The sequence below is a fragment of the Sinobacterium caligoides genome (genome assembly GCF_003752585.1).
In the GTDB taxonomy this organism is placed as follows: Bacteria; Pseudomonadota; Gammaproteobacteria; order Pseudomonadales; family Sinobacteriaceae; genus Sinobacterium; species Sinobacterium caligoides.
Genome location: NZ_RKHR01000003.1, coordinates 359,770 through 384,394, shown reverse-complemented (window position 1 = coordinate 384,394; position 24,625 = coordinate 359,770). Strand labels below are relative to the sequence as shown.

20 protein-coding genes and 2 tRNA genes are annotated in these 24,625 nt (G+C 48.3%); 15 read left to right on the top strand and 7 right to left on the bottom strand.

The annotated features are described in order from the left end of the window. Window positions 1–99 precede the first annotated feature (99 nt). The 3 genes from purU to phoR all read left to right on the top strand — a co-directional run bounded on the left by purU (window position 100) and on the right by phoR (window position 3,151). Window positions 100–954 carry a formyltetrahydrofolate deformylase gene (purU, locus tag EDC56_RS01895; protein ID WP_123710835.1) on the top strand — a complete coding sequence of 285 codons (855 nt, stop codon included), beginning with the start codon at window positions 100–102 and terminating at the stop codon, window positions 952–954. A gap of 99 nt (window positions 955–1,053) precedes the next feature. After that, window positions 1,054–1,764 (top strand): phosphate regulon transcriptional regulator PhoB, encoded by a 711-nt coding sequence (gene phoB, locus EDC56_RS01890; RefSeq protein WP_123710834.1) that lies wholly within the window; start codon window positions 1,054–1,056, stop codon window positions 1,762–1,764. Window positions 1,765–1,834: 70 nt separating this feature from the next. Then, entirely contained in the window at window positions 1,835–3,151 is a 1,317-nt protein-coding gene (gene phoR, locus EDC56_RS01885) for a phosphate regulon sensor histidine kinase PhoR (RefSeq protein ID WP_148059279.1), read from the top strand. Here phoR and EDC56_RS01880 read toward each other — a convergent pair. Next, entirely contained in the window at window positions 3,148–4,986 is a 1,839-nt protein-coding gene (locus tag EDC56_RS01880; protein WP_123710832.1) for a cation:proton antiporter, read from the bottom strand. The genes phoR and EDC56_RS01880 overlap by 4 nt on opposite strands. Before the next feature lie 474 nt (window positions 4,987–5,460). Between EDC56_RS01880 and EDC56_RS01875 the strand changes: the two genes are divergently transcribed. From EDC56_RS01875 to EDC56_RS01860, 4 genes are all read left to right on the top strand, one after another. Then, complete coding sequence (locus EDC56_RS01875) at window positions 5,461–5,781, top strand: rhodanese-like domain-containing protein (protein WP_123710831.1); 321 nt, start codon at window positions 5,461–5,463, stop codon at window positions 5,779–5,781. A 202-nt stretch (window positions 5,782–5,983) separates the two neighbouring features. Beyond that, the gene (locus EDC56_RS01870) at window positions 5,984–6,670 is read left to right on the top strand and encodes a c-type cytochrome (protein WP_123710830.1); all 687 of its coding nucleotides are present in this window, start codon (window positions 5,984–5,986) and stop codon (window positions 6,668–6,670) included. Window positions 6,671–6,678: 8 nt separating this feature from the next. After that, a complete protein-coding gene (locus EDC56_RS01865) occupies window positions 6,679–7,905 on the top strand; it encodes a cytochrome-c peroxidase (protein ID WP_123710829.1) in 1,227 nt (408 codons plus the stop codon). Window positions 7,906–8,045: 140 nt separating this feature from the next. After that, window positions 8,046–9,551 (top strand): parallel beta-helix domain-containing protein, encoded by a 1,506-nt coding sequence (locus tag EDC56_RS01860; protein ID WP_123710828.1) that lies wholly within the window; start codon window positions 8,046–8,048, stop codon window positions 9,549–9,551. 135 nt (window positions 9,552–9,686) lie between these two features. Here the strand turns inward: EDC56_RS01860 and nadE are convergent, their stop codons facing one another. Together nadE and EDC56_RS01850 are read right to left on the bottom strand one after the other, a co-directional pair. Beyond that, window positions 9,687–10,517, bottom strand: coding sequence for an ammonia-dependent NAD(+) synthetase (gene nadE, locus EDC56_RS01855; RefSeq protein ID WP_123710827.1), 831 nt, complete (start codon window positions 10,515–10,517; stop codon window positions 9,687–9,689). 185 nt (window positions 10,518–10,702) lie between these two features. After that, complete coding sequence (locus EDC56_RS01850; RefSeq protein WP_123710826.1) at window positions 10,703–11,965, bottom strand: dicarboxylate/amino acid:cation symporter; 1,263 nt, start codon at window positions 11,963–11,965, stop codon at window positions 10,703–10,705. Between the two features lie 378 nt (window positions 11,966–12,343). On the opposite strand from EDC56_RS01850, the gene EDC56_RS01845 reads away from it, so the two are divergent. Continuing rightward, window positions 12,344–12,769, top strand: coding sequence for a globin domain-containing protein (locus EDC56_RS01845; protein WP_148059278.1), 426 nt, complete (start codon window positions 12,344–12,346; stop codon window positions 12,767–12,769). Window positions 12,770–12,871: 102 nt separating this feature from the next. Here the strand turns inward: EDC56_RS01845 and EDC56_RS01840 are convergent, their stop codons facing one another. Beyond that, window positions 12,872–14,155, bottom strand: coding sequence for an NAD(P)/FAD-dependent oxidoreductase (locus EDC56_RS01840; protein ID WP_123710824.1), 1,284 nt, complete (start codon window positions 14,153–14,155; stop codon window positions 12,872–12,874). Between the two features lie 162 nt (window positions 14,156–14,317). Further along, window positions 14,318–14,854 (bottom strand): YfaZ family outer membrane protein, encoded by a 537-nt coding sequence (locus EDC56_RS01835; RefSeq protein ID WP_123710823.1) that lies wholly within the window; start codon window positions 14,852–14,854, stop codon window positions 14,318–14,320. A 426-nt stretch (window positions 14,855–15,280) separates the two neighbouring features. Between EDC56_RS01835 and EDC56_RS01830 the strand changes: the two genes are divergently transcribed. Together EDC56_RS01830 and EDC56_RS01825 are read left to right on the top strand one after the other, a co-directional pair. Next, a tRNA-Glu gene (locus tag EDC56_RS01830) sits at window positions 15,281–15,356 on the top strand. Window positions 15,357–15,612: 256 nt separating this feature from the next. Beyond that, window positions 15,613–15,688, top strand: a tRNA-Glu gene (locus EDC56_RS01825). Between the two features lie 61 nt (window positions 15,689–15,749). On the opposite strand, the gene EDC56_RS01820 is transcribed toward EDC56_RS01825, so the two are convergent. Further along, window positions 15,750–18,338: a PDC sensor domain-containing protein gene (locus EDC56_RS01820; protein WP_123710822.1), complete on the bottom strand. Its 2,589-nt coding sequence runs from the start codon at window positions 18,336–18,338 to the stop codon at window positions 15,750–15,752. 203 nt (window positions 18,339–18,541) lie between these two features. Here EDC56_RS01820 and pnuC point away from each other — a divergent pair, with 203 nt between their 5' ends. The 4 genes from pnuC to EDC56_RS01800 all read left to right on the top strand — a co-directional run bounded on the left by pnuC (window position 18,542) and on the right by EDC56_RS01800 (window position 22,019). Continuing rightward, on the top strand, window positions 18,542–19,147 hold the full coding sequence (gene pnuC / locus EDC56_RS01815) for a nicotinamide riboside transporter PnuC (protein ID WP_123710821.1): 606 nt from the start codon (window positions 18,542–18,544) through the stop codon (window positions 19,145–19,147). Continuing rightward, window positions 19,144–20,079: an aminoglycoside phosphotransferase family protein gene (locus EDC56_RS01810; protein WP_123710820.1), complete on the top strand. Its 936-nt coding sequence runs from the start codon at window positions 19,144–19,146 to the stop codon at window positions 20,077–20,079. Before pnuC ends, EDC56_RS01810 begins: the two co-directional genes overlap by 4 nt. Window positions 20,080–20,268: 189 nt before the next feature. Then, window positions 20,269–21,339: a recombinase RecA gene (gene recA / locus EDC56_RS01805; protein ID WP_123710819.1), complete on the top strand. Its 1,071-nt coding sequence runs from the start codon at window positions 20,269–20,271 to the stop codon at window positions 21,337–21,339. After that, window positions 21,339–22,019, top strand: a complete 681-nt coding sequence (locus EDC56_RS01800; RefSeq protein WP_123710818.1) for a regulatory protein RecX — start codon at window positions 21,339–21,341, stop codon at window positions 22,017–22,019. The genes recA and EDC56_RS01800 overlap by 1 nt, the downstream gene beginning before the upstream one ends. Window positions 22,020–22,040: 21 nt before the next feature. On the opposite strand, the gene EDC56_RS01795 is transcribed toward EDC56_RS01800, so the two are convergent. Continuing rightward, entirely contained in the window at window positions 22,041–22,970 is a 930-nt protein-coding gene (locus EDC56_RS01795) for a hydroxymethylglutaryl-CoA lyase (RefSeq protein ID WP_123710817.1), read from the bottom strand. Window positions 22,971–23,237: 267 nt separating this feature from the next. Between EDC56_RS01795 and EDC56_RS01790 the strand changes: the two genes are divergently transcribed. Next, window positions 23,238–24,623, top strand: coding sequence for an NAD-dependent succinate-semialdehyde dehydrogenase (locus EDC56_RS01790; RefSeq protein ID WP_281273331.1), 1,386 nt, complete (start codon window positions 23,238–23,240; stop codon window positions 24,621–24,623). Window positions 24,624–24,625 lie beyond the last annotated feature (2 nt).

Sequence of the window (24,625 nt, the reverse complement as noted above, 5' to 3'; positions counted from 1 at the left end):
GTAGCGTTGAGTATTCATAGTATTTGCGTATAGTAACGACGATGTTATCTATCTACCTTCATCTGCTTTGTAGCTCTTTGTATTTATATAGGTTTTGTTATGGATCGTACCTTTCGCCTGATTATCTCCTGCCCTGACAAGGTGGGTATTGTTGCCGCTGTTAGTCAGTTTGTCGCTGATCGTGACGGTTGGATGACAGAGGCTAACTACCACGCTGACCGGGATACCGGGCAGTTTTTCATGCACAGCGAGATCCTTGCCGATAGTTTGAATGTGAGTTACGACGAGTTTTATACACAATTTGCTGAGTTAGCAGATCGCTTCGATATGCAATGGCGTTGTAATGATTCTGATGTACGCAAGAAGGTGGTGTTGATGGCGAGCCATGCCTCGCATTGTTTGGCGGACATTTTACATCGCTGGGAGAGTGGGGAGCTAAATTGCGATATTGTGGCGGTGATTGCCAATCATGAGAATTTAAGAGCAATGGTGGAGTGGCATAAGATCCCTTACCATTACATTGACTTTAAAGGCCAAGAGAAGGCGGTTGCAAACGCACAAGTTGAGCAACAGTTGTCAACGCTAGATCCTGATGTGATTGTTTTAGCACGTTATATGCAGATAGTGCCACAAGCCTTGTGTCAGAAATACAGTGGCAAGATTATCAATATCCATCACAGTTTCTTACCTTCCTTTATTGGCGCTAACCCCTATCAAAAAGCCTTTGATAGGGGAGTAAAGCTGGTCGGTGCGACGTGTCATTATGTGACAGAGCAGCTCGATGAGGGGCCGATATTGGATCAAGATGTGATTCGCGTCAGCCATCGTGACAGTAAAGACGATATGGTTCGTCTAGGAAAGGATGTCGAGAGGCGAGTGTTAGCGCGAGGTTTACGGGCGCACTTAGAGGATAGGGCGATGATTCAGGGTAACAAAACTGTCATCTTCGATTGATCGTTCTGTAGGGCCTGTAACATAGCTGTCACACAGCTGTCGTTAAATAGTCCTATACGCTGCAGTACGATAACTGAGGCTACTAATTATGAGGACGCTATGAGTAACGCAAAAATATTGATTGTTGATGACGAAGCGGCCATTCGTGAGATGCTACGAATGAACTTAGAGTTTAGTGACTTCGAGTGTGTCGAAGCGGCAGATGCGATTGAAGCGCATAGCAAGATACTCGATGAGCAACCAGATCTTGTGTTGTTAGACTGGATGTTGCCTGGAACCAGTGGTATCGAGTTGGTGCGTCGCCTCAAGAAAGATGATGGTGTGGCGGATGTCCCTGTCATTATGCTGACCGCTAAGGCTGATGAAAGTAATAAGATCCAAGGTTTAGAGGGTGGGGTTGATGATTACATTACGAAACCTTTCTCCCCGCGGGAACTTATAGCGCGAGTGAATGCCGTTTTGCGGCGTAGTGGCGCGAGTAATGACAATGAGAAGATTGTTGTTGGCGAGCTGGTGATGGAGCCGGATAACCACCGGGTTTTATTGGCTGGTACGATGATTAATTTAGGTCCCACCGAATACCGCCTGTTGAATTACTTCATGACGCATCAGGATCGGGTCTATTCACGTGCACAGCTACTTGATCGCGTCTGGGGAGGTAATGTCTATGTTGAGGAGCGCACTGTCGATGTCCACATTAGACGTTTGCGTAAGGCGCTTCAGCTCGACAGCGGACAAGATTTCGGTGTCTATATTCAGACTGTTCGTGGAGCGGGTTACCGCTTCTCAGAGCAAGGTGTGACTGTTTGACCTTACTCAGCCTGCTTTCTTGGGGCTGAAGCTTATTAGAGCGACGTTAACCTCGTTAGATGGAATCCGTGTGAATTACCAACCTGCTTTCAACCGCGAGATTCTTCGCGTATTAATTTTCGTCCTGCCCATCTCTGCAGTAGGGGGCGCTATGGGATACATGTTGCCTGCCATGTTGACAGGGTGCCTTTGCTTTGTGGCTGATCACCTTTGGCGGATGCATCGTCTGCGCCGCTGGCTTGAAAATACAGCTGCTTTAACCGATCTCGCTGAAGCCGATAAGCGCGTCGGGATGGTTCGCGAAGTGGCGCTTGATTACAGCCGTTTACGCAGCCGTTATGAAGAGCAGCATCGACGTCTTGGTGCCGCTGAAACTTATCTTCAGGAGGCGGCTTCCTCACTTTCTGATGGCGTTATTGTCGTTGGTGGAGGGGGAGAGCTTACTTGGGCTAACGGTTCGGCGAAAAAGTTAATAGGCGTTTCTTTCCCTGGCCATTATAAGAAGTTGCTAGTGAATGTGATCGTCGATCAAAAGTTCATTGATTATTTTAATCAATGTGATTTCAGTGAACCACTAGAGATGGTCTCACCGACGACGCCGCATTTAACACTTTCGCTCAGTATGACTTTTTTTGGCGCAGGCAATCGTCTTATTTTTATTCGTGATATCTCCAAAGTCAGGCACTTGGAGAAAATGAGGCAAGACTTCATCGGTAATATGTCACATGAGCTACGTACACCGCTGACGGTCATTAAAGGCTACCTTGAGGTGATTGATATGCATCTCGATAGTGAGAGTTCCCGCTGGCGTCGTCCGATTACGCAAATGCAAGAGCAGGCAGAAAGGATGGAAAACCTGATTACTGATCTGATGTGGCTGTCGCGCCTAGAGTCGGTGCCGCAGGAGGACTCCGATGTGGCGGTGGCTGTAGCGGCTACGGCGAGAGAGATGGCGGAGGAGGCCTCGATTCATGCGGCGGGGCAGGGGAAGTCGTTTGTCATCGAGGTTGAAGACTCAATACAACTAACGGGGCAGTTTAAGGAGCTACGTAGCGCTTTTAATAACCTGGTTGTTAATGCGTGTAAATACAGCGGTGAGGATGGCCAGGTTACGATTAGTTGGAGGGGTAACAGTGATGGTGGCGCGACCTTTTCCGTATCTGACAATGGCTTTGGTATCGCTCAGCACCACTTAAGTCGTTTGACTGAGCGTTTTTACCGCGTCGATACCAGTCGCTCAATTGCGACCGGTGGCACAGGACTTGGTTTGGCTATCGTCAAGCATGTGATGATGCGACATGATGCGGAATTGACGATTAATAGCGAGGAGGGGGTGGGTTCAACCTTTAGTTGTGTTTTCCCACCGTCACGAGTCGTTAGGGGTTAGGATTTTGTCGCAGCTGCCTCAGTCGGCTTGTTGTTTTCCTTTTTGGCTGGGGTGATCATTGCGATGATCTTCCAGTCTAAGCCCGGTTTAAGCTCGACACTCTCGGCATAGACATGGATGTGCTGTTTGTCGTCAATGGCGAACAGTGGCACGATGTGGTCGTCCTGGTTCTTAGCTAAATAATCCTCGTAGCTAAATTCTTTACTGAGGCGAGTGCTCTTAATTTCTCCTCCGTTTGCGACCAGCGAGGCAAGTTGTTGGAAGCTTGTATCTGCATTAAATAGTGTCATGCCGCGATGATGGATCGAGGCACGGTGCTTGGCGGTATCTCTGCTGCGGGTCTTGATGCAAAAGGTTTTATTGCTACCAAACTCACGAATAAAGCGCATACCAGACATAACGTTTTGGTGGCGTTGTGGTGTCAGCGCCAACATATGACCGATCCCTGTTAAATCGAGGTACTCATCGGCATGGCTCGATGCGGGGTTGCCAAAATAGGTCTTTAAGCCAAGTAGGCGGGCAGCGGAAATATTCTCCCAAATCGAGTCGGTGAGAACGACTCTGAAACCAGCGTCCTGTAGCGCCCCGCCTATTTTACGGGCCAGACTGTTGGCGCCGATGATCAGGAAGCCGCTTGGCGAGGGCTCAGCGACACCAAGTAATCGTGCAATGGGGGCTGCCGTTAAGCTCTGTAAGACGACAGTGCCAATGATGACGGCAAAAGTGGCTGGGACTAATAGGTTGGCATGGTCAATGCCCTGCTCGGCAAGCTTCAGTGCGAACAATGCGCTGATAGCGGCTGCGACGATACCACGGGGAGCAATCCAGGCGAGTAATGCGCGTTCTCTCCAGTTGAACTGACTGCCAAAGGTTGAGACGGAGATGGCGATAGGGCGTACGACGAACTGGATGATCGCCAGTAAGGCTAGCATGGGCCAGCCGAGGGTGATGAGGTCAGCCCACTCGATACGGGCTGCTAGAAGGATAAAGAGGCCGGAGATTAATAAAACCGTCAGGTTTTCTTTGAAGTGAAGTATTTGCTGAACGTTGACTTCTTTCGCGTTAGCTAGCCAAATGCCGAAAACAGTAACGGCGAGTAGACCTGACTCGTCGGCAAATTGATTGGAAACGACAAAGACTGTGAGCAGGATGCTTAATGTCGCAATATTATGAAGGTATTCTGGTAGCCAGTGATTACGTAGCATGCGCGCAAGTAAAATGCCTGCGGCAATGCCGCTGCTGAGCCCAACAGCGAGCATGGTGGCAAAGGTTACGAGTACATGGCTAAACTCACCATTGTGGGCGCCTGAAGCGAGAAACTCAAAGACAAGGACGGCGCAAAGCGCCCCTATCGGATCGATGAGTATGCCTTCCCAGCGAAGCGTATTAGCAATCTTACTATTGGGTCTCACTGTTCGAAGTAAAGGAACGATTACCGTGGGGCCAGTGACCACTGTAAGGCTGCCGAAAAGGAGTGAAAGCCCCCAACTGAAGTCAAGCACGAAGTGGCAGGCTGTGGCGGTAAGGCTGAGGGTCGTGATAGCACCGAAGCTGATAAGGCGTTTGACAACGTTGCCGACCTCTTTGAGTTGCGAAAACTCCAGAGTCAAGCTGCCCTCGAAGAGGATGATTGCTACGCACAGGGAAACCAGTGGAAATAACAGGTCGCCAAATAATAAGTTCGGCTCAAGTAAATTGGTAACCGGACCGGCAATGAGGCCGGCGAGTAGGAGAAGTAAAATGGCTGGCAGTTTCATTCGCCAAGCAGCCCATTGGCAGGCAAAGCCAGTCAGGCCAATAGCTGCGACAGTAAGGGCTATGTCGTGTTCACTCATAAAAAATCACTCGGGGTGCGTATTACATAATTTCCAATAGGTAATTATGACACATTGTTTAGGTTGAGCTCTGTAGGAGAGTGAATTTTGTTATTGATCCATGGCAGATTTTCTCGATACAAAGGTTGTCTTGCGGGGGCGGTTCGTTAGCTGATAATAAGTTATCGTAACGCTGCTGCAATTATTTTTGCATTAAAGGCTATTATTAGAAATTATTTGGCTTTATTATCAATGTATCAAACATTACTAAATAATAATCTAGTCGGCAGAGCGATTGATCTTGCTCTGCTTTGGTTTGGGTGCATGCTTTTCTCTAGGCGTGAGCCGAATGATGGCGTCGTTAGGCTTTAATGTTAGTTCGTTGCTGTCAGCGGTTAAATAGGCTTGACGCTACTTTGGTTATAGAAGGGCAATATAGCTCTCAATAAATATTAATAGGCTGATCATTGGCGGAGGCCTACTCAGGAACAGTGTATGGCTAAATTGCTTGCTTTTATTATAGGTTGCTGCCTTGTGTCGCAGGCTGCTGTAGCCGAGCGAATCATCATTGATGTACGAACGTCGGAGGAGTATCAAGCTGGCCACCTTGACGCAGCTGTTAATGTTCCCTATGACGTCATTGCCAAGCATATTGCGGAATTAGCTGACGATAAGAACACTGAAATTGTTCTTTATTGCCGTAGTGGGCGTCGCTCCGGTGTTGCGCTTGAGACCCTGCGTGGCTTGGGTTATGTTGATGTTACTAATGTCGGTGGATATGAGGGGGCGAAGTCTTGGGCGCGTGAGCAAGAGTGACCCCAACCTATCGATGTTAAGTTAATGCGGCCACTAGTTCTTTCTGTTATTTAACATGGAACATACTTAGTTACCCTTCCCTTTTTTTCTCACAGTGGTACGATAGTCCCACTAATATAAAAACAGCGTCTATACCCAGCTAGACTCTCGGTATTTTATCGGGGTTAGTTGAGGTAAAAGAACGCAGTGAGTGGGAATAATAATGTTGAAAGACAACTTCTCTGTAGTACACGAAAATAGCCACCTGGCCGCAAAGGTGTCTCATCTATTGAAGCCTAAGGCTTTAATATCGCCTTTTTTGTTAGCATCAACACTTCTTATTAGCGCTTCCTCGGTTGCCGATGCGGCGGCAGACTATGCTGTTTGTGCCAGTTGTCACGGAAGTCAAGGTGAGGGTGAGGTCGTGCCCGGCGCACCAGGCTTAAGTCAATTGCCTGCTTGGTACATTGAGCGTCAATTGCACAATTTTCGCAACGATGTCAGGGGGGCTGAAGACGCACATGCGGCAACGATGCAGCCGATGGCGAAGTCGATAAAAGATGATGCTACGGTGACGGCATTAGCTCAGTATATCGAAGCTTTTCCTGCACACACACCGCCGGTAAAATTTAACGGTGATATTAAAAACGGTCAAGATTACTATATTCAAAAATGCGGTGCCTGCCACGGTACTGATGCGGTGGGGAATGTCGCGCTCAATGCACCGGCGCTTACTGGTTTAGGCGGTGATTATGTCTATCGTCAGTTAAGTAACTTCCGTGCTAAGAAGCGTGGCCTGCACAGCGATGATAAGTATGGTAAGCCAATGTCGATAATGGCTTCAACGCTTCCTTCGGAGCAGGCAGTCATCGACGTTGTAAGTTATATTGAGTCCATTGGTCAGCAATAGGAGGCTTTATGTTTCGTCATCTCCGTTATTTAATTGTTGGCTTCTCTCTCGCCGCGAGTGCTCTGCTAGCGCTAGCCTTTCAGGCAGTGTTGGCTGCTGACAGTACTCCAGCGGCCACGCCAGCAAGCACAAGTGTCGACGCGTTGTCGTTAAATGATCATTGCCCAGCGGGCTTTGAGTTAACATCAGTAGGCTGCGAGCTTCGTACGCTCTATCAAAACTACCAATCACTTGAAAACAAAGGGCTAGGCGGATTACAGATTGCTTTGCCACCAGGCTACCGGGACGGTTTTAGCCCGCAGCAGATCGATCTAGGTCGGTATTTATTCTTTGATCCTTTACTGTCCGCTAACGGTAAGATGTCCTGTGCGACCTGTCACGACCCAGACCAAGGTTTTAGTGACGGCATGGGCAGAAGCTTAGGTGGGGATGGAAAACTGCTACAGCGTTCTGCACCAACACTGTGGAATGTTGCATTTCTCGATAAGCTATTTTGGGATGCCAGAGCTGACTCGTTAGAAGAGCAGGCTGAAGAGCCGTTATTTGATTCGCATGAAATGAATAATACACCAGAGGGCTTGCTAGCTGCGCTAAATAATAATGAGGTCTATCGGCGTATGTTCGGAGAGGCTTATGCAGAGGAGGAGAAGCTTATTACATTGCCGCAAGTATTGACTGCGATTACTGCTTTTCAGTCTACGCTTATCTCCCTTAACAGCCGCTATGATCAATATGCTCACGGTTATGCAGATGCTTTAAACGAGGATGAAAAGGCTGGTCTTAATGTCTTTCGCTCTTTTGTCGCTCGCTGTGGCGAGTGCCATACGCCGCCACTTTTTACCAATCAACAGATGGCTGTCATAGGCACGCCGGAGCCAGTGGGGATGCCACGCGATGTTGGTGCTGAGAAAGTTACCGGCATTAAGTCACAGCGGGGTAGCTTTAAAGTCCCCTCTCTGCGTAATATCGCTTTAACAGCACCCTACATGCACTCGGGGCGGTTTGCCACGCTGCGTGAGGCCGTAGAGTTTTATACTCAGGGGCGGGGCCATGCAGTGCCGGAGGGTGAGCATTTGAATATTCACTGGCATATATGGGAACCAAACCTGACGGATGATGAGTTAGATAGGGTGGTAGACTTTCTGCAGACATTGACCGATGAGTCTTTTAAGCCTGCAGTACCAGCGCTATTGCCTTCGGGATTACCTCTAGCACACGGTCAGTATCGCCGTTGATGAGGTGAATAGGATGCCGAGGCCGTTCGCTCGTTTGATTTAAGCGAGGAGTGGCTTCAGGTTGTTGTGGTAAAAAGTTTTCGCTAGCTCGTTAGTGATGACGATGATAATAAAAATGTTTTTTAGGATGGAGTTGCAACATGAATAGGTTACTAAAAACCGTCTTGGTTTTGGTGTTAGTGGCTGCTGGCGTGATGGTCGGCAAGCAGTTAGGAGGAGGGGGTGCGCCTGTCGTTATTACGCAGTCGGCTCAAGTTGCGGCGATCGAGGGCGATGATTACGGTGCCGACGAAGCGGCAGCACAGATCGCCAATGTTTATACGGGTGAGACTATCTTTGTAAACGACGGTGAATCGATTCAAGATGCTGTTGAGCTAGCAAAACCTGGCGACACTATCGCGGTGATGCCTGGCACCTATAAGCAAATTGTTTACATTGATAAAAACAATATTCGCCTGACAGGTGTCATTAAGGATGGTAAGTGGCCTGTTTTGGATGGTGAGCGTCAACGCAACGATGCGATCTTATATTCGGGCAACAGTATTACGGTAGAGAATTTCAAAATCATTCACTACAAGGGTAACGCCATCATGGGGCAGGCGGGTAATAACTTTATTATCCGCAATAACTGGATCGTAGACACCGGTGTTTATGGTATTTTCCCTCAGTACGGTAAAAACGGCTTGATTGAGCGTAACGTCTTAAGCGGCATTGAAGATGCGGCTATTTACGTCGGTATGTGTGACAACATTGATGTGCGTAATAACGAAGTATTTAATAATGTTGCTGGAATTGAGATTGAGAATACCCGTCACGCTCTCGTAGAAAACAATCATGCCCATGATAATACGGGCGGTATCTTGGTTTTTATCACCCCAGGTCTGCCGATCAAAACGACCTACGATGTCATCGTCCGTAATAACTTCATCGTTAATAATAATCACGAAAACTTTGGTGCACCAGGCTCTATTGTTGCCGGTATTCCACCAGGAACAGGTATTCTGGTGATGGCGGCTGATGACGTTGTGATTGAAAATAATATCATTAGTGGCAATGATAATGCGGGTATTACCATCACCGACCTAAGTATGGCGGCAAACGTGGCGAATGACCCTGACTCTGAGCCTAACCCTGATGGCATCAAGCTGCTGAACAACTTCATGATCGACAATGGACATAACCCTGTTGGTGAGTTGAAGATTTTGTTAGCAGCTAAGCTAGAAAGCAAAGGGCCAGACTTTGCCGATACAGGTAAGGGCGTGAACAAATGTGCCGCGAATATGGGTGCTATTCACAGCCTGAACCTTGGGGCGGATTATGCTCAGTGTGAGCCTTACGACACGAATCATATTAGGACTATGTTGCTTGCGGAGCCGGTTGCGCCGCGTACAGTGCCCGTTGAGCAGCTAGGTGAGCGAGGTTACTACGGTATCTGCGCTGGTTGCCATGCTTACAGTGTTCGTATGATAGGCCCACCAACACAGATTATCCAAGCGATGTACATGGATAATCCTCAAGGAATTTCAGATTATATTAATGCGCCGATTAAAAAGCGTAAGGACTTCCCTGAGATGCCTCCACAGAACTATCTTGACGAGAAGACGCGTCTTGCGATCGCGGAGTATATGTTGACCGTGAAGAAGTAGGCGTTAGCTTCAAAAAAAACCCGCTCGGCCTAGGTCGAGCGGGTTTTTTATGCCCTTTATTCTCTGTGACTTGTTATGGCTATAGCGCGCCACTATACAGCTGTGTCTATGGCGTTGTGTTTATGGCGGTAGCCCCTAGACGGGTGTTGGAATAGGTTCGCGTTTGTGTCGCGTTTTGCAGTAGGTGTCGATAATTTTCTTTTCGGCGTTCGTGTCGATACTTTTACCTTCAAGAAAGTCGTCGATTTGATCGTAGCTGACGCCGAGAGCAATTTCGTCTTCTAGTTGAGGGCGATCATCCTCAAGGTCGGCTGTTGGCACTTTTTGGTAGACGCTAGTAGGGGCGCCTAAATGCTCGGCAAGGGCGCGTACTTGCCGCTTATTGAGGCCAAATAGAGGGGCTAGATCGCAAGCACCGTCACCGTGCTTAGTGAAAAAGCCAGAGATGTTTTCAGCGCTATGGTCAGTGCCTGGGACGAGGCCTTGATAGAGGCCGGCGACTTCATACTGTGCCGTCATGCGCATCCGGGCTTTAACATTGCCTTTGTTGAAGTCCTGGCTGAAGGCGGTGGTTTCTGGAAGCCCGCCAGCACTAATAGAACGAAGTACTTCGTGATGAATGCCGTCGGCGCCAGCCTGCACATTGATGACCAGTGAATGCATTGGTTTGATGAATTGCAGGGCAAGTTGAGCGTCCTCTTCATCGGCCTGGACCGAGTAGGGGAGACGGACAGCAATAAATCGGTAGCCTTGTTTTTCTTCGTTGAGCTCTTCAATGGCGAGTTGGCAGAGGCGGCCACAGGTGGATGAATCGACGCCGCCGCTAATGCCTAGAACAAGGCTTTTTAGGCCTGAGTTGAGCAGTTGTTGCTTAATGAAGTCAGTACGTCGACGCACTTCAAAGGCGACGTCGATAGTAGGAAGGACTTTCATTTCTCGAATGATGCTATCTTTTAATTCTGTCATGTTGGGCTCTTCTTGATAAGGCGAGTGGCCTTTTTATTCGTAGCGGGTGGAAACTCTATACACTGTGAATAGGCAATATTGTAAAGAGATTCTGAATGAATACTAGCGGTTCTGTGTGGTCAAAAAAAAGATGGCAGCCGTTGGGCTGCCATCTTAATGGTCATGCTAGGTTCACTGTTTAGATGTTAGCTAACAGTAGGCTCCTGTGTATTCGGATCGTTGTAGATGGATTCGTCCAGTTGCCCTTCGCTCTTAGCGACAAGCGTGGTAACCATCAGGTCGCCGGAGATATTCACGGTAGTACGTGCCATGTCGAGGATGCGGTCGATGCCGGCGATGATGGCAATACCTTCCATCGGTAGGCCGACGGTACTAAGGATGAGTGACAGCATGATAAGGCCAGCACCCGGGACGCCAGCGGTACCAATAGAGGCGAGTGTTGCGGTAATAATGATCGTAACGTAATCACCAGAGCTTAGGTCGATGCCAAAGGCCTGGGCTACAAACAGGGCGCAGACGCCTTGGTAGAGGGCGGTGCCATCCATGTTTATGGTGGCTCCCAGTGGCAATACGAAGCTGCTGATCCCCTTGCTGACACCGAGGTGATTTTGGGCGGCGCTCATGCTGGCTGGTAAAGTTCCTGCACTGCTCGATGTGGTATAGGCGATAGCTTGGGCGTTACGAATACCTTTGAAGAAGCGAATTGGGCTGAGGCGGCCGAGAAACTTAACGAGAGCCCCATAGAAGAGATAGATGTGTAGCAGGCAGCCAACATAAACGGCGAGAATAACCCAGGCGAGGTTGCCGAGTGTTTTTACGCCGTAGGTGCCTGCGACCCATGCAATAAGGGCGAACACGCCGTATGGCGCGAAGCTCATGACAATGGCGGTTAGCTTGTACATTGCCTCAGCAAGGCTGTCGAAAACCGCGATGGCCGGCTTACCTTTTTCACCGATTAAGGCGAGAGAGATGCCCAAAAATAGGGCGAAGACAATAATTTGAAGAATGTTACCTTCGGCTAATGCGTTGACTGGGTTTTTAGGTACTAGGTTTAGGAAGGTGGCGATTAAAGAGGGGGCTTCCTTGGCGTCAGCAGCGGCATTGGCTGTAAGGTTCATCGCAGCACCGGGTTGGAACAGGTGTCCCATCGCAAGGCCGATGGTGATCGCGATAGCAGTGGTTCCCAGATAGAGAATAATTGATTTTATGCTGATGCGTCCCATGGCTGTTGAGTCTTTCATTGAGGTGACGCCGACAATAAGGGAGCAGAACACGAGGGGGACGATCAGCATTTTGATGGTGCTGACAAATAAGTCACCAATAGGCTTTAGCCAAAGGGCATCTTCGCCCATGAAAAGGCCAACGATAACGCCGAGTATCATTGCGATTACGATTTTTTTCCAGAGCGCGAGGTTTAGCCAGGCTCTTAGAGGGTTTGAAGAGGTCATATTTAAAGCCTTGCTGCCCGTTGTTTGGGCTGTTGTTCTAATGAGTTATATGTACGAGCAGATGATCTGTAAACATAGTTAGCTAAGATCCCTCTGTGAAACGCGCAGGTGATACTACTTACGGTTATTGCTGTCTGGAATGATTTTAATCAACATCCTACAAAGAATAAATTATCATGTAGTAATTAAACGCATGTTTAGTTGTTTTGCGCCAAAATATCAGCTAGCTATTTCAGCACCCTCCAGGCTCTTGTATTAAAAGCGTAATTTTATTTGCATACTGGACTATTAATTTCTTATTCTGTTTAATTATATGGGGATGAAATTGATGTAATAAGTTGTTTACGGTTAAGCCTATCAGTTCTAGTGGATGAAGTTATGGAAGATTATGTGTCGCAGTTAGAAGGCTCTTTTAATCTGGCGCTCGAAAAAGTCGGTGCGAACAAGTTGGCGGAGAGCTTCTTTGATAAGTTCTTTGCGGCCTACCCTGAAATTTCTCAATACTTTGCCGGTACAGATATAGGGTACTTTAAAGGTAAAAAGCTCAAGATTGTTTTTGAGTTTATAACGGATATTGTCAACCACCCTGATTTTGCAGAGGTTCATATTGCGCAGGAGGTACTCCGGCACCAGATCTATGGGCTTAAGGATGAGGCGTATTACTTTGTTTTGATCGACAGCTTAGAGCTCGCTGTGAAGGAGGCTCTTGGTGAGAAGTGGAATAGCGACTATCAATCGGCCTGGCATGATATCGGTTTGATCTTTAAAGCAATCATTGGCAAGGCTGTCGATGAGTTGCTCTAACTTGTATAGATTGTTTTTGGGGGCTGTTTTGCCTTGTTATGATGTAGCGTCATCGGCGAGCGAGCTTCTCAGTTCGCTTGCCGATAAGGCTTTTTTCTCGATTTAGTGCAATTTGAGTCTTGGCCTAACGAGGCGGTTAAATCGTCCGGCCATGAGAAGTAAGATGGTTTTTGGCCAGCCATACAGTGCTGCTTGATGAAAACGGTAGAGACCGATATACATGATGCGTGCGAGCCAGCCCTCCACAAAAAAGTTGCTGCCACGTAGGCTGCCCATCATATAGCCTACAGAGGCAAATTTGCTAAGCGATACCAGCGAACCCTTGTCGTCATAATGGAAGTCCTCAAGAGGCTTGCCTTTGATCAGATTGACTAAGTTTGTCGCAGTCTGCTTTGCCATTTGTTGTGCTGCTTGAGCGCGTGGAGCTATTGGCTTGCCATCATCGCCCATGCAGCTGCAACAATCACCCAGCGCAAATATAGTATCGTCGTTTGTAGTCTGCAGGGTCGGCTTGACGAGTAATTGGTTGATACGATTACTTTCTAGCCCTTCGATCTCTGAAAGAAACTTGGGGGCAAGAATGCCTGCGGCCCAGACTAGGATGTCGCCACCGATCACAGAGCCATCTTTAATGTGGAAGCCATCATGGCCGACGGAGGTGACCGCGGTGCCTGTGTGGACCTTTACACCCATGGACTCTAGCTGCTCATGTGCAGAGTATGATATGCGCTCTTTTAGTGCGGGTAGAATGCGAGGGCCTGCTTCGATCAGCTGGACATTAAGTAAGCTGCGATCGAGCTCGCCATGGCCATATAGCTTAAGCATGTCAACGGCATGGTGAATTTCAGCTGCCAACTCGACGCCAGTAGCACCGCCGCCCAGTATGGAGATTGAGAGGGGCTGTTTACTGTGGTTGGTTTTTAGGCAGGCGTTGAGAAAGCGGGTGCGGAATCGGTCGGCTTGCTCGCTAGAATCTAGGAAGCAACAATTCTCTTGTACGCCTTTGACACCGAAGTCATTACTGCGGCTGCCGATGGTTAAGCACAAGTAATCGTAAGCGAGGCTGCGCTGAGGAAGGATGGTTTCACCTTGCTCATCAATGATGGCAGCCAGTTGCACTGTTTTGCTTTCACGATCGATGCTGGTAAGGGTGCCTTGCTCAAACTCGTAATGATTGATGCCGGAGTGGGCGCGGTAGCTGACGGAGTCAAGGTCTGAATCGAGTGAGCCGGTTGCAACTTCATGAAAACGAGGTTTCCAGATGTGCGAGTGATTGCTGTCGACTAAGGTGATTTTGGCAAGGCCTTTCTTGCCGAGCTTTTTACCGAGGTAGGTGGCCAGCGGTAGGCCGCCGGCGCCACCGCCAATAATTAAGATGTTCTTCATGATGTTTATGCCAAAGGTTAGTAAGTTTATTGTGCAAACATATTAACCCGTATGGCGCGACAATTCATATGGGGAGCTTGTTAATTACCCCATTGAATTGTCGAACTAGCAATAGGCCTTTACATATCATTAGTTTAAATGAGATGTAGAGGTAGGTTGGCTTTAGAAGCTCATGTTAACGCCAGCGAATAGACCTTTGTCGATCTTCTCGTTGCCGTAGTGGTCGACCTTGGCGGTAACGTTTCGGTAGCCTACGTCGATGGTGGCATTAGGGAGGGCTTGGAACTGAGCTTTAATCTCCCCCTCTTTAAGGCGCTCGATGTCACTGAAGGCGAGTATGCTTGGGGAGTAATGTAGGTCGGCAATAAGGCGGAATTGCTCAGTGATATGCAGTGTGCCGCTACCGCCGAGGGCGATACCGTAACCGTCACCGTCCTCTAGATCGGCGTAATAGATCTTGCCACCAAGCTTGGCGCTAAACATGCCTTCTTGGCCTTTGGCGTAAAGACCGCCGCTGTATAAGCTGCCATTATCTTCGTGGTAGAGCCAGTTAGCCTGAGTGGAGAAGGTGTCGGTTTCGTGCTCATAGCCGAATTTTGCAGAGTCATCACTAATGCTAAGGCCTGCGTTGTCAGCATAACTTGCAACGCTCAGTAAAGATGTTAGTGCAAGGGTGCTGGTAAGTAGTGTTTTACGCATTGTCGTGCTTTCCTCTCATTTGTTTATCGGATCTTTATCAGCTAAAGATAGCGTAAAATATACAGTCGAAGCGCCTTTTTCTAGGTTTTTGCATAAAGATTTATAGAAAGGTGAGCTAGTACCAGTTTACTTGTATCTTCAGGATAAAAAAGGGCTTTCTCTAAGTGTAAACCCCTAGGTAGTAGTAGCTATTCGTGGCTTGTTGGTGCTGTTGATTTTTTTACGCGATGTTTATTTTTTGGGGTATAGAAATGACTACGTTGCCTAGTTAAGGTGATTGATATTTAGCCAGCTATTCGGTTGATTTGATGAAGGGAAGAAAAAAAGCTTGCAATAACTCTCTCAGTCATTATGATCAGCCCCGTCTTGAGGAGTTGGCCTCCTCAGTGCAGCTTTAGAACGAGTTTCTAAGTTTGCAGGCATCGCGTCCCGTTCGTCTAGAGGCCTAGGACACCGCCCTTTCACGGCGGTAACAGGGGTTCGAGTCCCCTACGGGATGCCATATACTAAAAGCCCGCTCAGATGAGCGGGCTTTTTTTTGCCTGATTTTCTTGTTGTGCTGATATCAAAGGGTTGGTGCTGAATAGAGTCTTTTGATTTACCTGTTTTTTAGTCAAATCTATCGTTGTTTGGAAAAACAATATAAAAGAAGCGATTGAAGGTTGCATTTCTGAGGCAAACCGGTAATATTCGCCCCGTCTTGAGGAGTTGGCCTCCTCGAAGCAAGATGGTCTTAGGGGCATCAAGCAAGGCATCGCGTCCCGTTCGTCTAGAGGCCTAGGACACCGCCCTTTCACGGCGGTAACAGGGGTTCGAGTCCCCTACGGGATGCCATATACTTAAAGCCCGCTCAGATGAGCGGGCTTTTTTTTGCTTTAAAAAAATAACCTTAAGCTTACTTTTCGTGAGTTTGTAGCCGCCTCATCAGCTCTTCGAACTCAAAGCTTTCGGCGAGGTTGGCGATTTCTATGGCGGCGTCGCGTAGCTCAGGAGTAGCCATCATCTTCTTTGATAGACTGAGAACCGTCGTAATATTGTTTACGGCGGAGGCTTGTTTTAGTGGTTCTAGCCAAGCTGGAGGCAGGTAAATAGCTTGTTCATCTGGGCGAGGTGATTGTTGTGGTTCCGATAGTGCGATACTCAGCGGTGCCGGGGAGGTGGGATAAATATTGCTATAGCTCACATTGCAGAGGCGTTGGATTTGCTCGAATAGTTCTGCGGCTTTGAAGGGCTTGGCGATAAAGCCGTTAAAGCCCACGCTTGAGGCTTGGTCCTTAAACTCGGGAAAGACACTGGCGGTAATAGCGAGAACGGGTAGCAGGCGATGTTGCTTAGAGCGACGTATTATTTTCACTGCATCAATGCCGTTCATATTTGGCATGCGTATATCCATCAGCACCAATGCGAACTTCTTATGATTGATCATGCTGATGGCTTCGATGCCATCATTAGCTGTGCTGCAATTAAAGCCAGCGTTGACCAGCAGGTACTCCAGTACTTCGCGATTGGTCTGTCTGTCGTCAACAATTAATATGTCTATTGGCTCGGAGGATAGTTTGGCGTAGGTGAAGTCGTCTAGTGGGGAGAAGGCACCAATCTCCTCTTCCAAGGTTTCGCTCAGTGGGAGCTCAATGGAGAATCGGCTGCCAACATTAGGTGTGCTGTTTACGCTCAGTGAGCCGTCCATTTTTTCACAAAGTAGTTTAGATATAGAAAGACCAAGACCAGTACCGCCAGCAGCTTTACCTGCGCTCATCTGAGTAAATGGGGCGAATATTTTCTCCTGTTGTTCCTCGTGGATGCCGACCCCAGTATCGACAACATCAAGACGCAGGCGGTTATCGGGTTGTTCGAAGACCTCCAAGTGAACGCTGCCTTTGCTGGTAAATTTGATCGCATTGCCGAGTAGATTGATGAGTATTTGGCGCAGCTTACGGTTGTCGGTCTCGATAATACGTGGGACCTCAGGGGATACCTTTATAGAGAAATCGAGTGCCTTATCTTCTGCCTTTACCTTGATGATATCGGAGACGTCGTTAAGCAGCCGGTGTAAGTCGGTGCTGCTGTTATTGATCTCCATGCTGCCGGCTTCGATCTTCGATAGGTCCAATACGTCATTGATTAGACTGAGCAGGTGTTCACTGCAATTTAGCAGTGAGTTGAGCATCTTCTTTTGGCTAGCGTTGGCGCTACCGTCGCGCTGCATAACCTGGGTGTAGCCCATGATGCCGTTGAGCGGGGTGCGTAGCTCATGGCTCATGTTCGACAAGAATTCACTTTTGGCTCTATTGGACTCCTCTGCCTGTAGGCGCTCGGCGTGTTCTGTGCTCAACCTATTGATATTTTCCTGAAGATCGGTGTTCATTTTTTTGAAGGCCAATGAAAGGTCGCCAATTTCGTCGTCGGTATCAGGCAGGTTGGTTTCGGGTGTTAGCTCCCCTTCGGAGATGGCGAGGGCATTGTCGCGCAACAGCATCAACGGCCCGGTTAGTCGTCGAGAGATCAGTAAAATGGTGCCATTTGTCAGTAGAAGCGCAATGACAAAGGGAGTGACCAGTAGTGGTAGGACGTCACGAAATGCGGCGGTAGCGTGATGGACGGGTGTCGCTGTGATTAAGACCCAGTTAGTCGACTTTATAGGGGTGTAGGCGATCAGAGAGGGGTTTGCGTCAAGCAAGCCGTCAACTTCCATTTCACCACTACCGCCAGCGGTGAGGGAACGGCCAATAATATCGGCATTATCAGGGCTGTATTGTTGCAGTTTTTCATTGATGTTAGAGACCATGATGTCATCAGTATTGGGCGAGAGGACAAATTGGCCGGTATCTGCAGTAATGATGGCCAATTGAGTGCCTTCAGGCACTAATTGGCTGATTTTTTTCTGTAAGTCTTGCAGGTCAAGGTCAATGGTCATCACCCCCCAAAATAGCCCTCTGTTGTAGAAGGGGGCTGAATAGGTTGTCATCAGGATGTTGCCAGCGCCGTCATCAAAGTAAGGAGAGGTCCAAACCCCGGTATGTTCACTTTTCGGAAGGTGCCACCACTCCCATTTGGGGTCGTTATACCAGTCAAGAATATCCTGGGATATATTCATCTCGGCAAGGCCATCGTTGTTACGATAAACATACGGGGCAAAAAGTTCGTTGGTTCTGCGGTAGCTACCTGGTTCGAAAGCAATAGCGGAGCCGTAGACTTCCGGGTTGTTCGCTACGTTGGCGTGCAGTAGGTTGTATAGCTCTTTTTCATCAAGGTCATCGATAATGCTGACAAAACTGGCGCCCGTGTCAGCAATGTTTGCGGATTTAGTGATGTATTGCTCAAATAGATCAGCACTGCTCTCTGCGGAATCGCGTAGTTGCTGCTCAGCGCTGCGATAGTTTTGCAGCCAGCTGGAGCGGAGCATAAAGAACAGTGCCGCCAAATAGATAAGTGTGCACGGCAGCGCAATGAAGAAGAGCATTTTATTGCGTATTGAGAGGCGCATAAGTTTAAGTCTTTTTATTCTGTTTGTATTAACAGGACGACGATGCAATATCTGCCATGTTAGAAATTTAGCCGCTCGTATAAGCGAAAGGTAATATTATTTCAGCACTTACCTTAGTATTTATTGACTATGGTAACAAATAAGACGGGCTTGTCACTATAGAATAGGGGCGGGTGTAAGTAATTAGAGAAGGCTATATTTTAATGGATCTAGTTGTGTCATTAGCAGACATGCTTTGGGGATGGGAAGGCTTGGCAGCGCTATTAAGCGTTTGCTATGTTGTGTTGGCGGCAGAAGGCAGTCGTTGGTGTTGGCCTGCGGCGTTTATTAGTACGGCGATCTACACATGGTTATTCTACGGCGTTAACCTGCAGTTGGATTCTTTGTTGCAAATTTACTATATGTATATGGCTGTATATGGTTGGTGGCGCTGGCGTCGAGGAGTAGAGGATAAGCCTTTGACTGTGGTTGAGTACTCATGGCGTTGGCATGCGGTGGCGATAGTCGCTTTATTGCTGCCGACTTATTTATTAGCCCGCTTCGGCCAAGATGTGCTGCATACCGACTTCCCTTATTGGGATGCCTTTACCACTTGTTTCGCGGTGTTTGCGACCTATCTTGTCGCTAATAAAGTGCTGTCTAACTGGTTGTATTTTTTTATTATCGATACAGTGTCAGTGTATTTGTATGTGATGAAAGGGCTACATGTAACAGCGCTCTTGTTTACCGTTTATAGCCTGGTCTGCATTTTTGGCTACTTTCGTTGGCGCGGGGAGTGGCAAGGGCGGACGGCGCAGGACTCACGGTGAAGCAATTGGTGCAGCAAGAGCTGTTGGCGAAACTGTCGGCAATGGGGGTTAGGAACATTGTTTCCTTGAGCGCACTGGAGTTGGGGCAGTCGAACTCTGTATATCAGTGTCAGACTCAGCATGCCAGCTATTTTGTTAAATCCTTAGATGTGTTGAGCTCTGCTGAATCAGTTGCGAAAACGCGTGCATTAGAGCTCTGGGCGTCGGAGCAGGGCTTCGGTTTGGCTGCCATACAAGTGAGTGAAGATGGTTATCTGTGGATTTACCCTTGGTGTGATCGAGGGGACCTATTAGGTAAAGGGCTGGCGAAACAGGATTCATTGCGGCAAATCGCTTCGTTAATCTCAGTGGTGAGTAGGAGTAAGTGTCCGTCGTCGGTGTTATCGCAGCTACAGCCGCTGGCGACTGGGGCTGACCTGTTACGCTATCGTCGGCGCATCGAGCACTGTACTGAAATAACGGCCTCTATACTTCGCTTGATATCTTGGGAGGATGCGGAGGGGCTGGCCAGTGCGATGGCGTGCTGGCAGGGCAATGAGCCAGAGTCTCATCTAAGCGTGTGTCACAATGATATCTCCTTGGCGAATGTGCTAACGGATGATCGAGGTGGTGTACTGATCGATTGGGAATACGCTAGTCTTGGCACCGTAGAGCAGGAGCTGGCCTTCAGCTCAGTGATCCTGAGCTTAGATCATGATGATTATCTGCGGCTTTGCGGTTACCTACAGAGTGATTATAAGCGGACACTGAAGCCCAAAGGTCTGCAACTTTGGCGGCGTTACGCGCTATGGATAAACCTTTTGTGGTGTGTTGAGCAAGCTCAACTCTTGGGCGGTGTAGGTCGACGGGCTGAGCGTCTATTATTGGCAGCGGAGCACTGTCGAACTAAAATATCGGTAGAATGCAAATTTACTGTTGATCTATACAGCTGAATGGGTGTACAGTGGTTTCACTGTTTAAATATATTATGATGAGTGACCCGCTAGCCTATGCAGTTAACTATATTCAGGGCTGCAGCAGTGTTTCATTGAATGCTCTGCTTCATTGAATACTGTTATACATTTATTAAATGCCATGGCGGCGAACGATTAACATTTAGAACTTCGAGAGAGCATAGACTAATGGATGCAAACAAGGATAAGGCCCTATCAGCCGCACTAGCACAGATTGAGCGTCAATTTGGTAAAGGCACGGTTATGCGCATGGGTGACCAGCAGGTGCAGGCCATCCCATCTATTTCTACCGGCTCTCTGGCGCTGGATATTGCTCTAGGCATTGGCGGGCTGCCCCAGGGGCGGATTGTTGAGATCTACGGGCCAGAGTCATCTGGTAAGACAACGTTGACGCTGTCAGTGATTGCCGAAGCTCAGAAAGTAGGCGGTACCTGTGCTTTTATTGACGCTGAGCACGCGCTGGATCCAATCTATGCAGAAAAGTTAGGGGTTAATATTGATAACCTGATTTTATCTCAGCCAGATACCGGTGAGCAGGCGCTGGAAGTTACCGATATGCTTGTGCGCTCTGGTGCCGTTGATGTATTGGTTATTGACTCGGTCGCGGCATTAGTCCCAAAGGCTGAGATCGAGGGTGATATGGGGGATAGCCATGTTGGTCTCCAGGCGCGTTTATTATCGCAGGCGATGCGTAAGTTGACGGGTGTAATTAAGAATTCAAACACTCTGGTTATTTTCATCAATCAGATTCGTATGAAGATTGGTGTTATGTTCGGCAACCCTGAAACGACCACAGGTGGTAATGCTTTGAAGTTCTACTCATCAGTGCGCTTGGATATCCGTCGCATTGGCGCCGTGAAAGACGGTGATGAGGTGATCGGTAATGAGACCAGAGTGAAGGTTGTGAAGAACAAGGTGTCGCCCCCATTCAAGCAGGCGGAATTCCAGATATTGTATGGTAAGGGTATCTATCGTATGGGTGAGGTTATCGACCTAGGTGTGAAGCAGGGACTCGTTGATAAGTCGGGTGCTTGGTATGCTTATAAAGGGAGTAAAATTGGTCAAGGCAAAGCCAATGCGGCACGCTACCTAACAGAAAACCCTGAAATCTGCGCTGAAATTGAAGGCACTATTCGCGCTCAGTTGTTAGCTACTGCGACACCCGAGTCAGAAGGCAAAGCTGCTGATAAATCCGCAAATAAAGCGAGCAAGAAAGATAGTGCCGCTGCGGCGAAATAATGACAGAAAAAGCTGCTGAAGAGCTCTTAGATGAACACGCTATTGCGGTTTTTCACAGAGCCAAGGCAGTTAAAGATATGGTTTCGTCGGCCTTTGCCGGTGAGACGATAAGCGGTGATGGGGTCCCTGTCACCGTTGCCGCTCTGACGGAAACTGCCCCTCAGTTTCATCCGTCAGAGTCTTTTGAGGATGAGCAAAGCTACGAGCTTTATAAGCAGGCAAAAAATGCAGCAATGGACTTGCTGGCGAGAAGAGAGTACTCCTTTGGTGAATTAACTGAGCGTTTGAAGAAGCGCTTTGTCAAATGTGATGAAGAGCAGCGCTCCTCACATCATCAGTTGATCCTATCTGCTTTACAATCATTACAGCAGGATGGCTTACAGAGTGACCGTCGTTTTGTCGAAAGCTACATTCATAGTCGTATCAATAGAAATCATGGTTGGCGCCGTATTCAACAAGACCTCTATCCAAAGCGTGTGAGCTCCTACTTGATAGAGGAGGTATTGCAGGAACTTGATATTGACTGGTTTTCTATCGCTGCCGAGTGTTATCAGCGAAAATATGCTGAGAGTGTGATTGCTGATGCAAAAGAATACACAAAGCGAGCGCGTTTTATGGCCTATCGCGGCCATGATGCCTCTGTTGTCAACGAGTTACTTACAGCATATAAGCGCTTTTAAGGGTGTTTCCTCCGCTCTGAATTAAGCTGGTGTATTGATATTTGCTCCACTAGTTTGCATGGCGATAGCGACTTTAGATTGGCTGCGACGAGATAATGTGTGACAGATGAAGCGTCCTGCATTGAGTAGTTTTAACAGGTCAATGCCCGTGGCTATTCCCATCCCTCGTAATAAATAGACGACATCTTCTGTGGCCACATTACCACTTGCTCCTTCTGCATAAGGGCAGCCACCGAGCCCAGCTACTGAACTATCGATGATAGATACGCCTTGTTGAAGGGCTGCTAGGATATTGGCCAGTGCCTGTCCGTAAGTGTCGTGGCAGTGAATGGCGAGAGTGTCAATATCGACACGTTGACTGATGGCATTTATAAGCTCAGCTATCTGCAATGGCGTACCAATGCCGATGGTGTCACCTAGAGAGATCTCGTAACAACCCAGCTCGCTTAGTTGTAAGCTCAGGTTAACGACGGCGTCGTGGGCAATATCCCCTTCATAGGGACAGCCAGCCACACAGGAGACGTATCCACGAACACGAATGCTCTGTTGATGGGCAAGGGTAATTATCTGCTCGAAGCGTTTCAGGCTATCTTTGATGGAGCAGTTGATGTTGTTTTGGCTAAAGGTTTCAGAGGCCGAGGCAATTATAGCGATCTCTTCGATGCCAGAATCAATGGCTCGACGAAGCCCTTGTCGATTTGGGACAAGGGCACTGTAGTGGCCCTGGAAGGGAGTTAGTTCGCGTACAACATCTTCAGTATCAGCCATTTGTGGAACCCACGCTGGGTGCGCGAAGCTACCTATTTCGATATCGTTGATGCCACTCTTGTGGAGGCGTTTGATAAACTCGACCTTATCTGCTGTGCTTATGGTCTGACGTTCATTTTGTAGACCATCCCTAGGTCCCACCTCGACTATTTTAACTTCTTTGGGAAGTTTGAAGTCATTCATACTGCAGTTAGCCTACTGTCACTTTTTGGTGATTTTTGTTGTCGCTACTTGCCTATATCCCCTTAGGGTTGTCGAAAGCCCTTATAAAAGAGTATAGAGTAGTTATTTATGACGGCATGTCCTATGAGAGTGATATAGGGTGCTCGGTTACCAGTAAATAGGTATGAGTGAGTTAACACGATGTCAAATTCAGCAGTAGCTTCGAGTATTGTATTAAGAGACCCAGCATTACTTAAAACAGCTAATTATATCAGTGGGTGCTGGCGCATGGCGGAGAAGACTTTTCCCGTCATCAACCCTGCGACTGAGCAGCTGTTAGCAGAAGTTGACGACGCATCGCCTGAGGTAATGAGAGAAGCTATCGCCGCTGCAGCTGCAAGTTTTAAACAATGGCGCAAGACCACCGCTAAGCAGCGTGCTAATTTATTGCGAGCCTGGTTTAATTTGATTATTGAAAACGCCGATGATCTGGCGGCAATCATGACGGCTGAGCAAGGCAAGCCCTTGCCTGAGGCGCTCAGTGAAATCCATTATGGTGCAAGTTATATAGAATGGTTTGCTGAAGAGGCAAAGCGAGGATACGGTGATACCATACCGACGACGGATCAAGGTCGGCGGATGCAAACCATGAAGCAGCCCGTGGGTGTGGTGGGGTGTGTAACGCCTTGGAATTTCCCCTCCGCTATGATTACACGAAAAGCTGCGCCAGCTTTAGCGGCTGGTTGTACGGTCGTTATTAAGCCGGCAACAGAAACGCCTTTGTCCGCCTTTGCTCTCTGTGTGCTTGCTGAACGGGCGGGCATCCCTGCTGGCGTGATCAATGTGGTGGTGGGAACGGATACGAGTGCATTGGGTATTGAGCTAACTACGGACCCTAGAGTAGCTAAGTTTACTTTTACCGGTTCGACACGGGTTGGCAAGATCTTGATTGCCCAGTGTGCCTCGACGGTCAAGAAGGTGTCGATGGAGTTAGGGGGTAATGCGCCGTTTATTGTTTTTGATGACGCGGATGTTGACCTTGCTGTAGAGGCCTGCATGGCAACGAAGTTTCGTAATGCTGGACAGACCTGTGTATGTACCAATAGGATCTACGTGCATAGTAGCGTTGCAGATGAGTTTACAGTCAAGTTGGCTGCGGCGATTGACCAACTTGTTATCGGGGATGGCTGTCAATCAGGTGTGACCGTTGGCCCGCTGATCAGTGAGGCAGCAGCAAATAATATGGTGAGCTTGATTGATGACGCGTTGGCGCATGGCGCTCAGCTTGTCTGCGGTGGTGAGCGTGGTACACAAGGGCGGCATTTTTATCAACCTACACTGATTACAGAAGTGAGTACGGAGATGCGGCTTGCCCATGAGGAGATCTTTGGGCCCATCGCAGCAGTTCAGCTTTTTGAGGGTGATGACGAGGTGATTGAGAGGGCTAATGCGAGTGAGTATGGTTTAGCTGCTTATTATTATACTCGGGATATTGGTCGTCTGTACCGCATTGCAGAAGAGCTTGACTACGGTATGGTGATTTGTAATACCGGAGTATTTTCCAGTGAGGTAGCACCGTTTGGCGGAGTCAAGCAGTCGGGTATCGGCAGGGAGGGCGGGCACCAAGGCATAGAGGACTTCTATGAAGAGAAGTACCACTGCATTGGGCTCTAGTA

Excerpts from the sequence above, each read along its gene's own strand:
- purU (WP_123710835.1), top strand. The coding sequence starts at position 100 with ATGGATCGTACCTTTCGCCTGATTATCTCCTGCCCTGACAAGGTGGGT.
- phoB (WP_123710834.1), top strand. The coding sequence starts at position 1,054 with ATGAGTAACGCAAAAATATTGATTGTTGATGACGAAGCGGCCATTCGT.
- EDC56_RS01880 (WP_123710832.1), bottom strand. The coding sequence starts at position 4,986 with ATGAGTGAACACGACATAGCCCTTACTGTCGCAGCTATTGGCCTGACT.
- EDC56_RS01875 (WP_123710831.1), top strand. The coding sequence starts at position 5,461 with ATGGCTAAATTGCTTGCTTTTATTATAGGTTGCTGCCTTGTGTCGCAG.
- EDC56_RS01870 (WP_123710830.1), top strand. The coding sequence starts at position 5,984 with ATGTTGAAAGACAACTTCTCTGTAGTACACGAAAATAGCCACCTGGCC.
- EDC56_RS01865 (WP_123710829.1), top strand. The coding sequence starts at position 6,679 with ATGTTTCGTCATCTCCGTTATTTAATTGTTGGCTTCTCTCTCGCCGCG.
- EDC56_RS01860 (WP_123710828.1), top strand. The coding sequence starts at position 8,046 with ATGAATAGGTTACTAAAAACCGTCTTGGTTTTGGTGTTAGTGGCTGCT.
- nadE (WP_123710827.1), bottom strand. The coding sequence starts at position 10,517 with ATGACAGAATTAAAAGATAGCATCATTCGAGAAATGAAAGTCCTTCCT.
- EDC56_RS01850 (WP_123710826.1), bottom strand. The coding sequence starts at position 11,965 with ATGACCTCTTCAAACCCTCTAAGAGCCTGGCTAAACCTCGCGCTCTGG.
- EDC56_RS01845 (WP_148059278.1), top strand. The coding sequence starts at position 12,344 with ATGGAAGATTATGTGTCGCAGTTAGAAGGCTCTTTTAATCTGGCGCTC.
- EDC56_RS01840 (WP_123710824.1), bottom strand. The coding sequence starts at position 14,155 with ATGAAGAACATCTTAATTATTGGCGGTGGCGCCGGCGGCCTACCGCTG.
- EDC56_RS01835 (WP_123710823.1), bottom strand. The coding sequence starts at position 14,854 with ATGCGTAAAACACTACTTACCAGCACCCTTGCACTAACATCTTTACTG.
- EDC56_RS01820 (WP_123710822.1), bottom strand. The coding sequence starts at position 18,338 with ATGCGCCTCTCAATACGCAATAAAATGCTCTTCTTCATTGCGCTGCCG.
- pnuC (WP_123710821.1), top strand. The coding sequence starts at position 18,542 with ATGGATCTAGTTGTGTCATTAGCAGACATGCTTTGGGGATGGGAAGGC.
- recA (WP_123710819.1), top strand. The coding sequence starts at position 20,269 with ATGGATGCAAACAAGGATAAGGCCCTATCAGCCGCACTAGCACAGATT.
- EDC56_RS01800 (WP_123710818.1), top strand. The coding sequence starts at position 21,339 with ATGACAGAAAAAGCTGCTGAAGAGCTCTTAGATGAACACGCTATTGCG.
- EDC56_RS01795 (WP_123710817.1), bottom strand. The coding sequence starts at position 22,970 with ATGAATGACTTCAAACTTCCCAAAGAAGTTAAAATAGTCGAGGTGGGA.
- EDC56_RS01790 (WP_281273331.1), top strand. The coding sequence starts at position 23,238 with ATGGCGGAGAAGACTTTTCCCGTCATCAACCCTGCGACTGAGCAGCTG.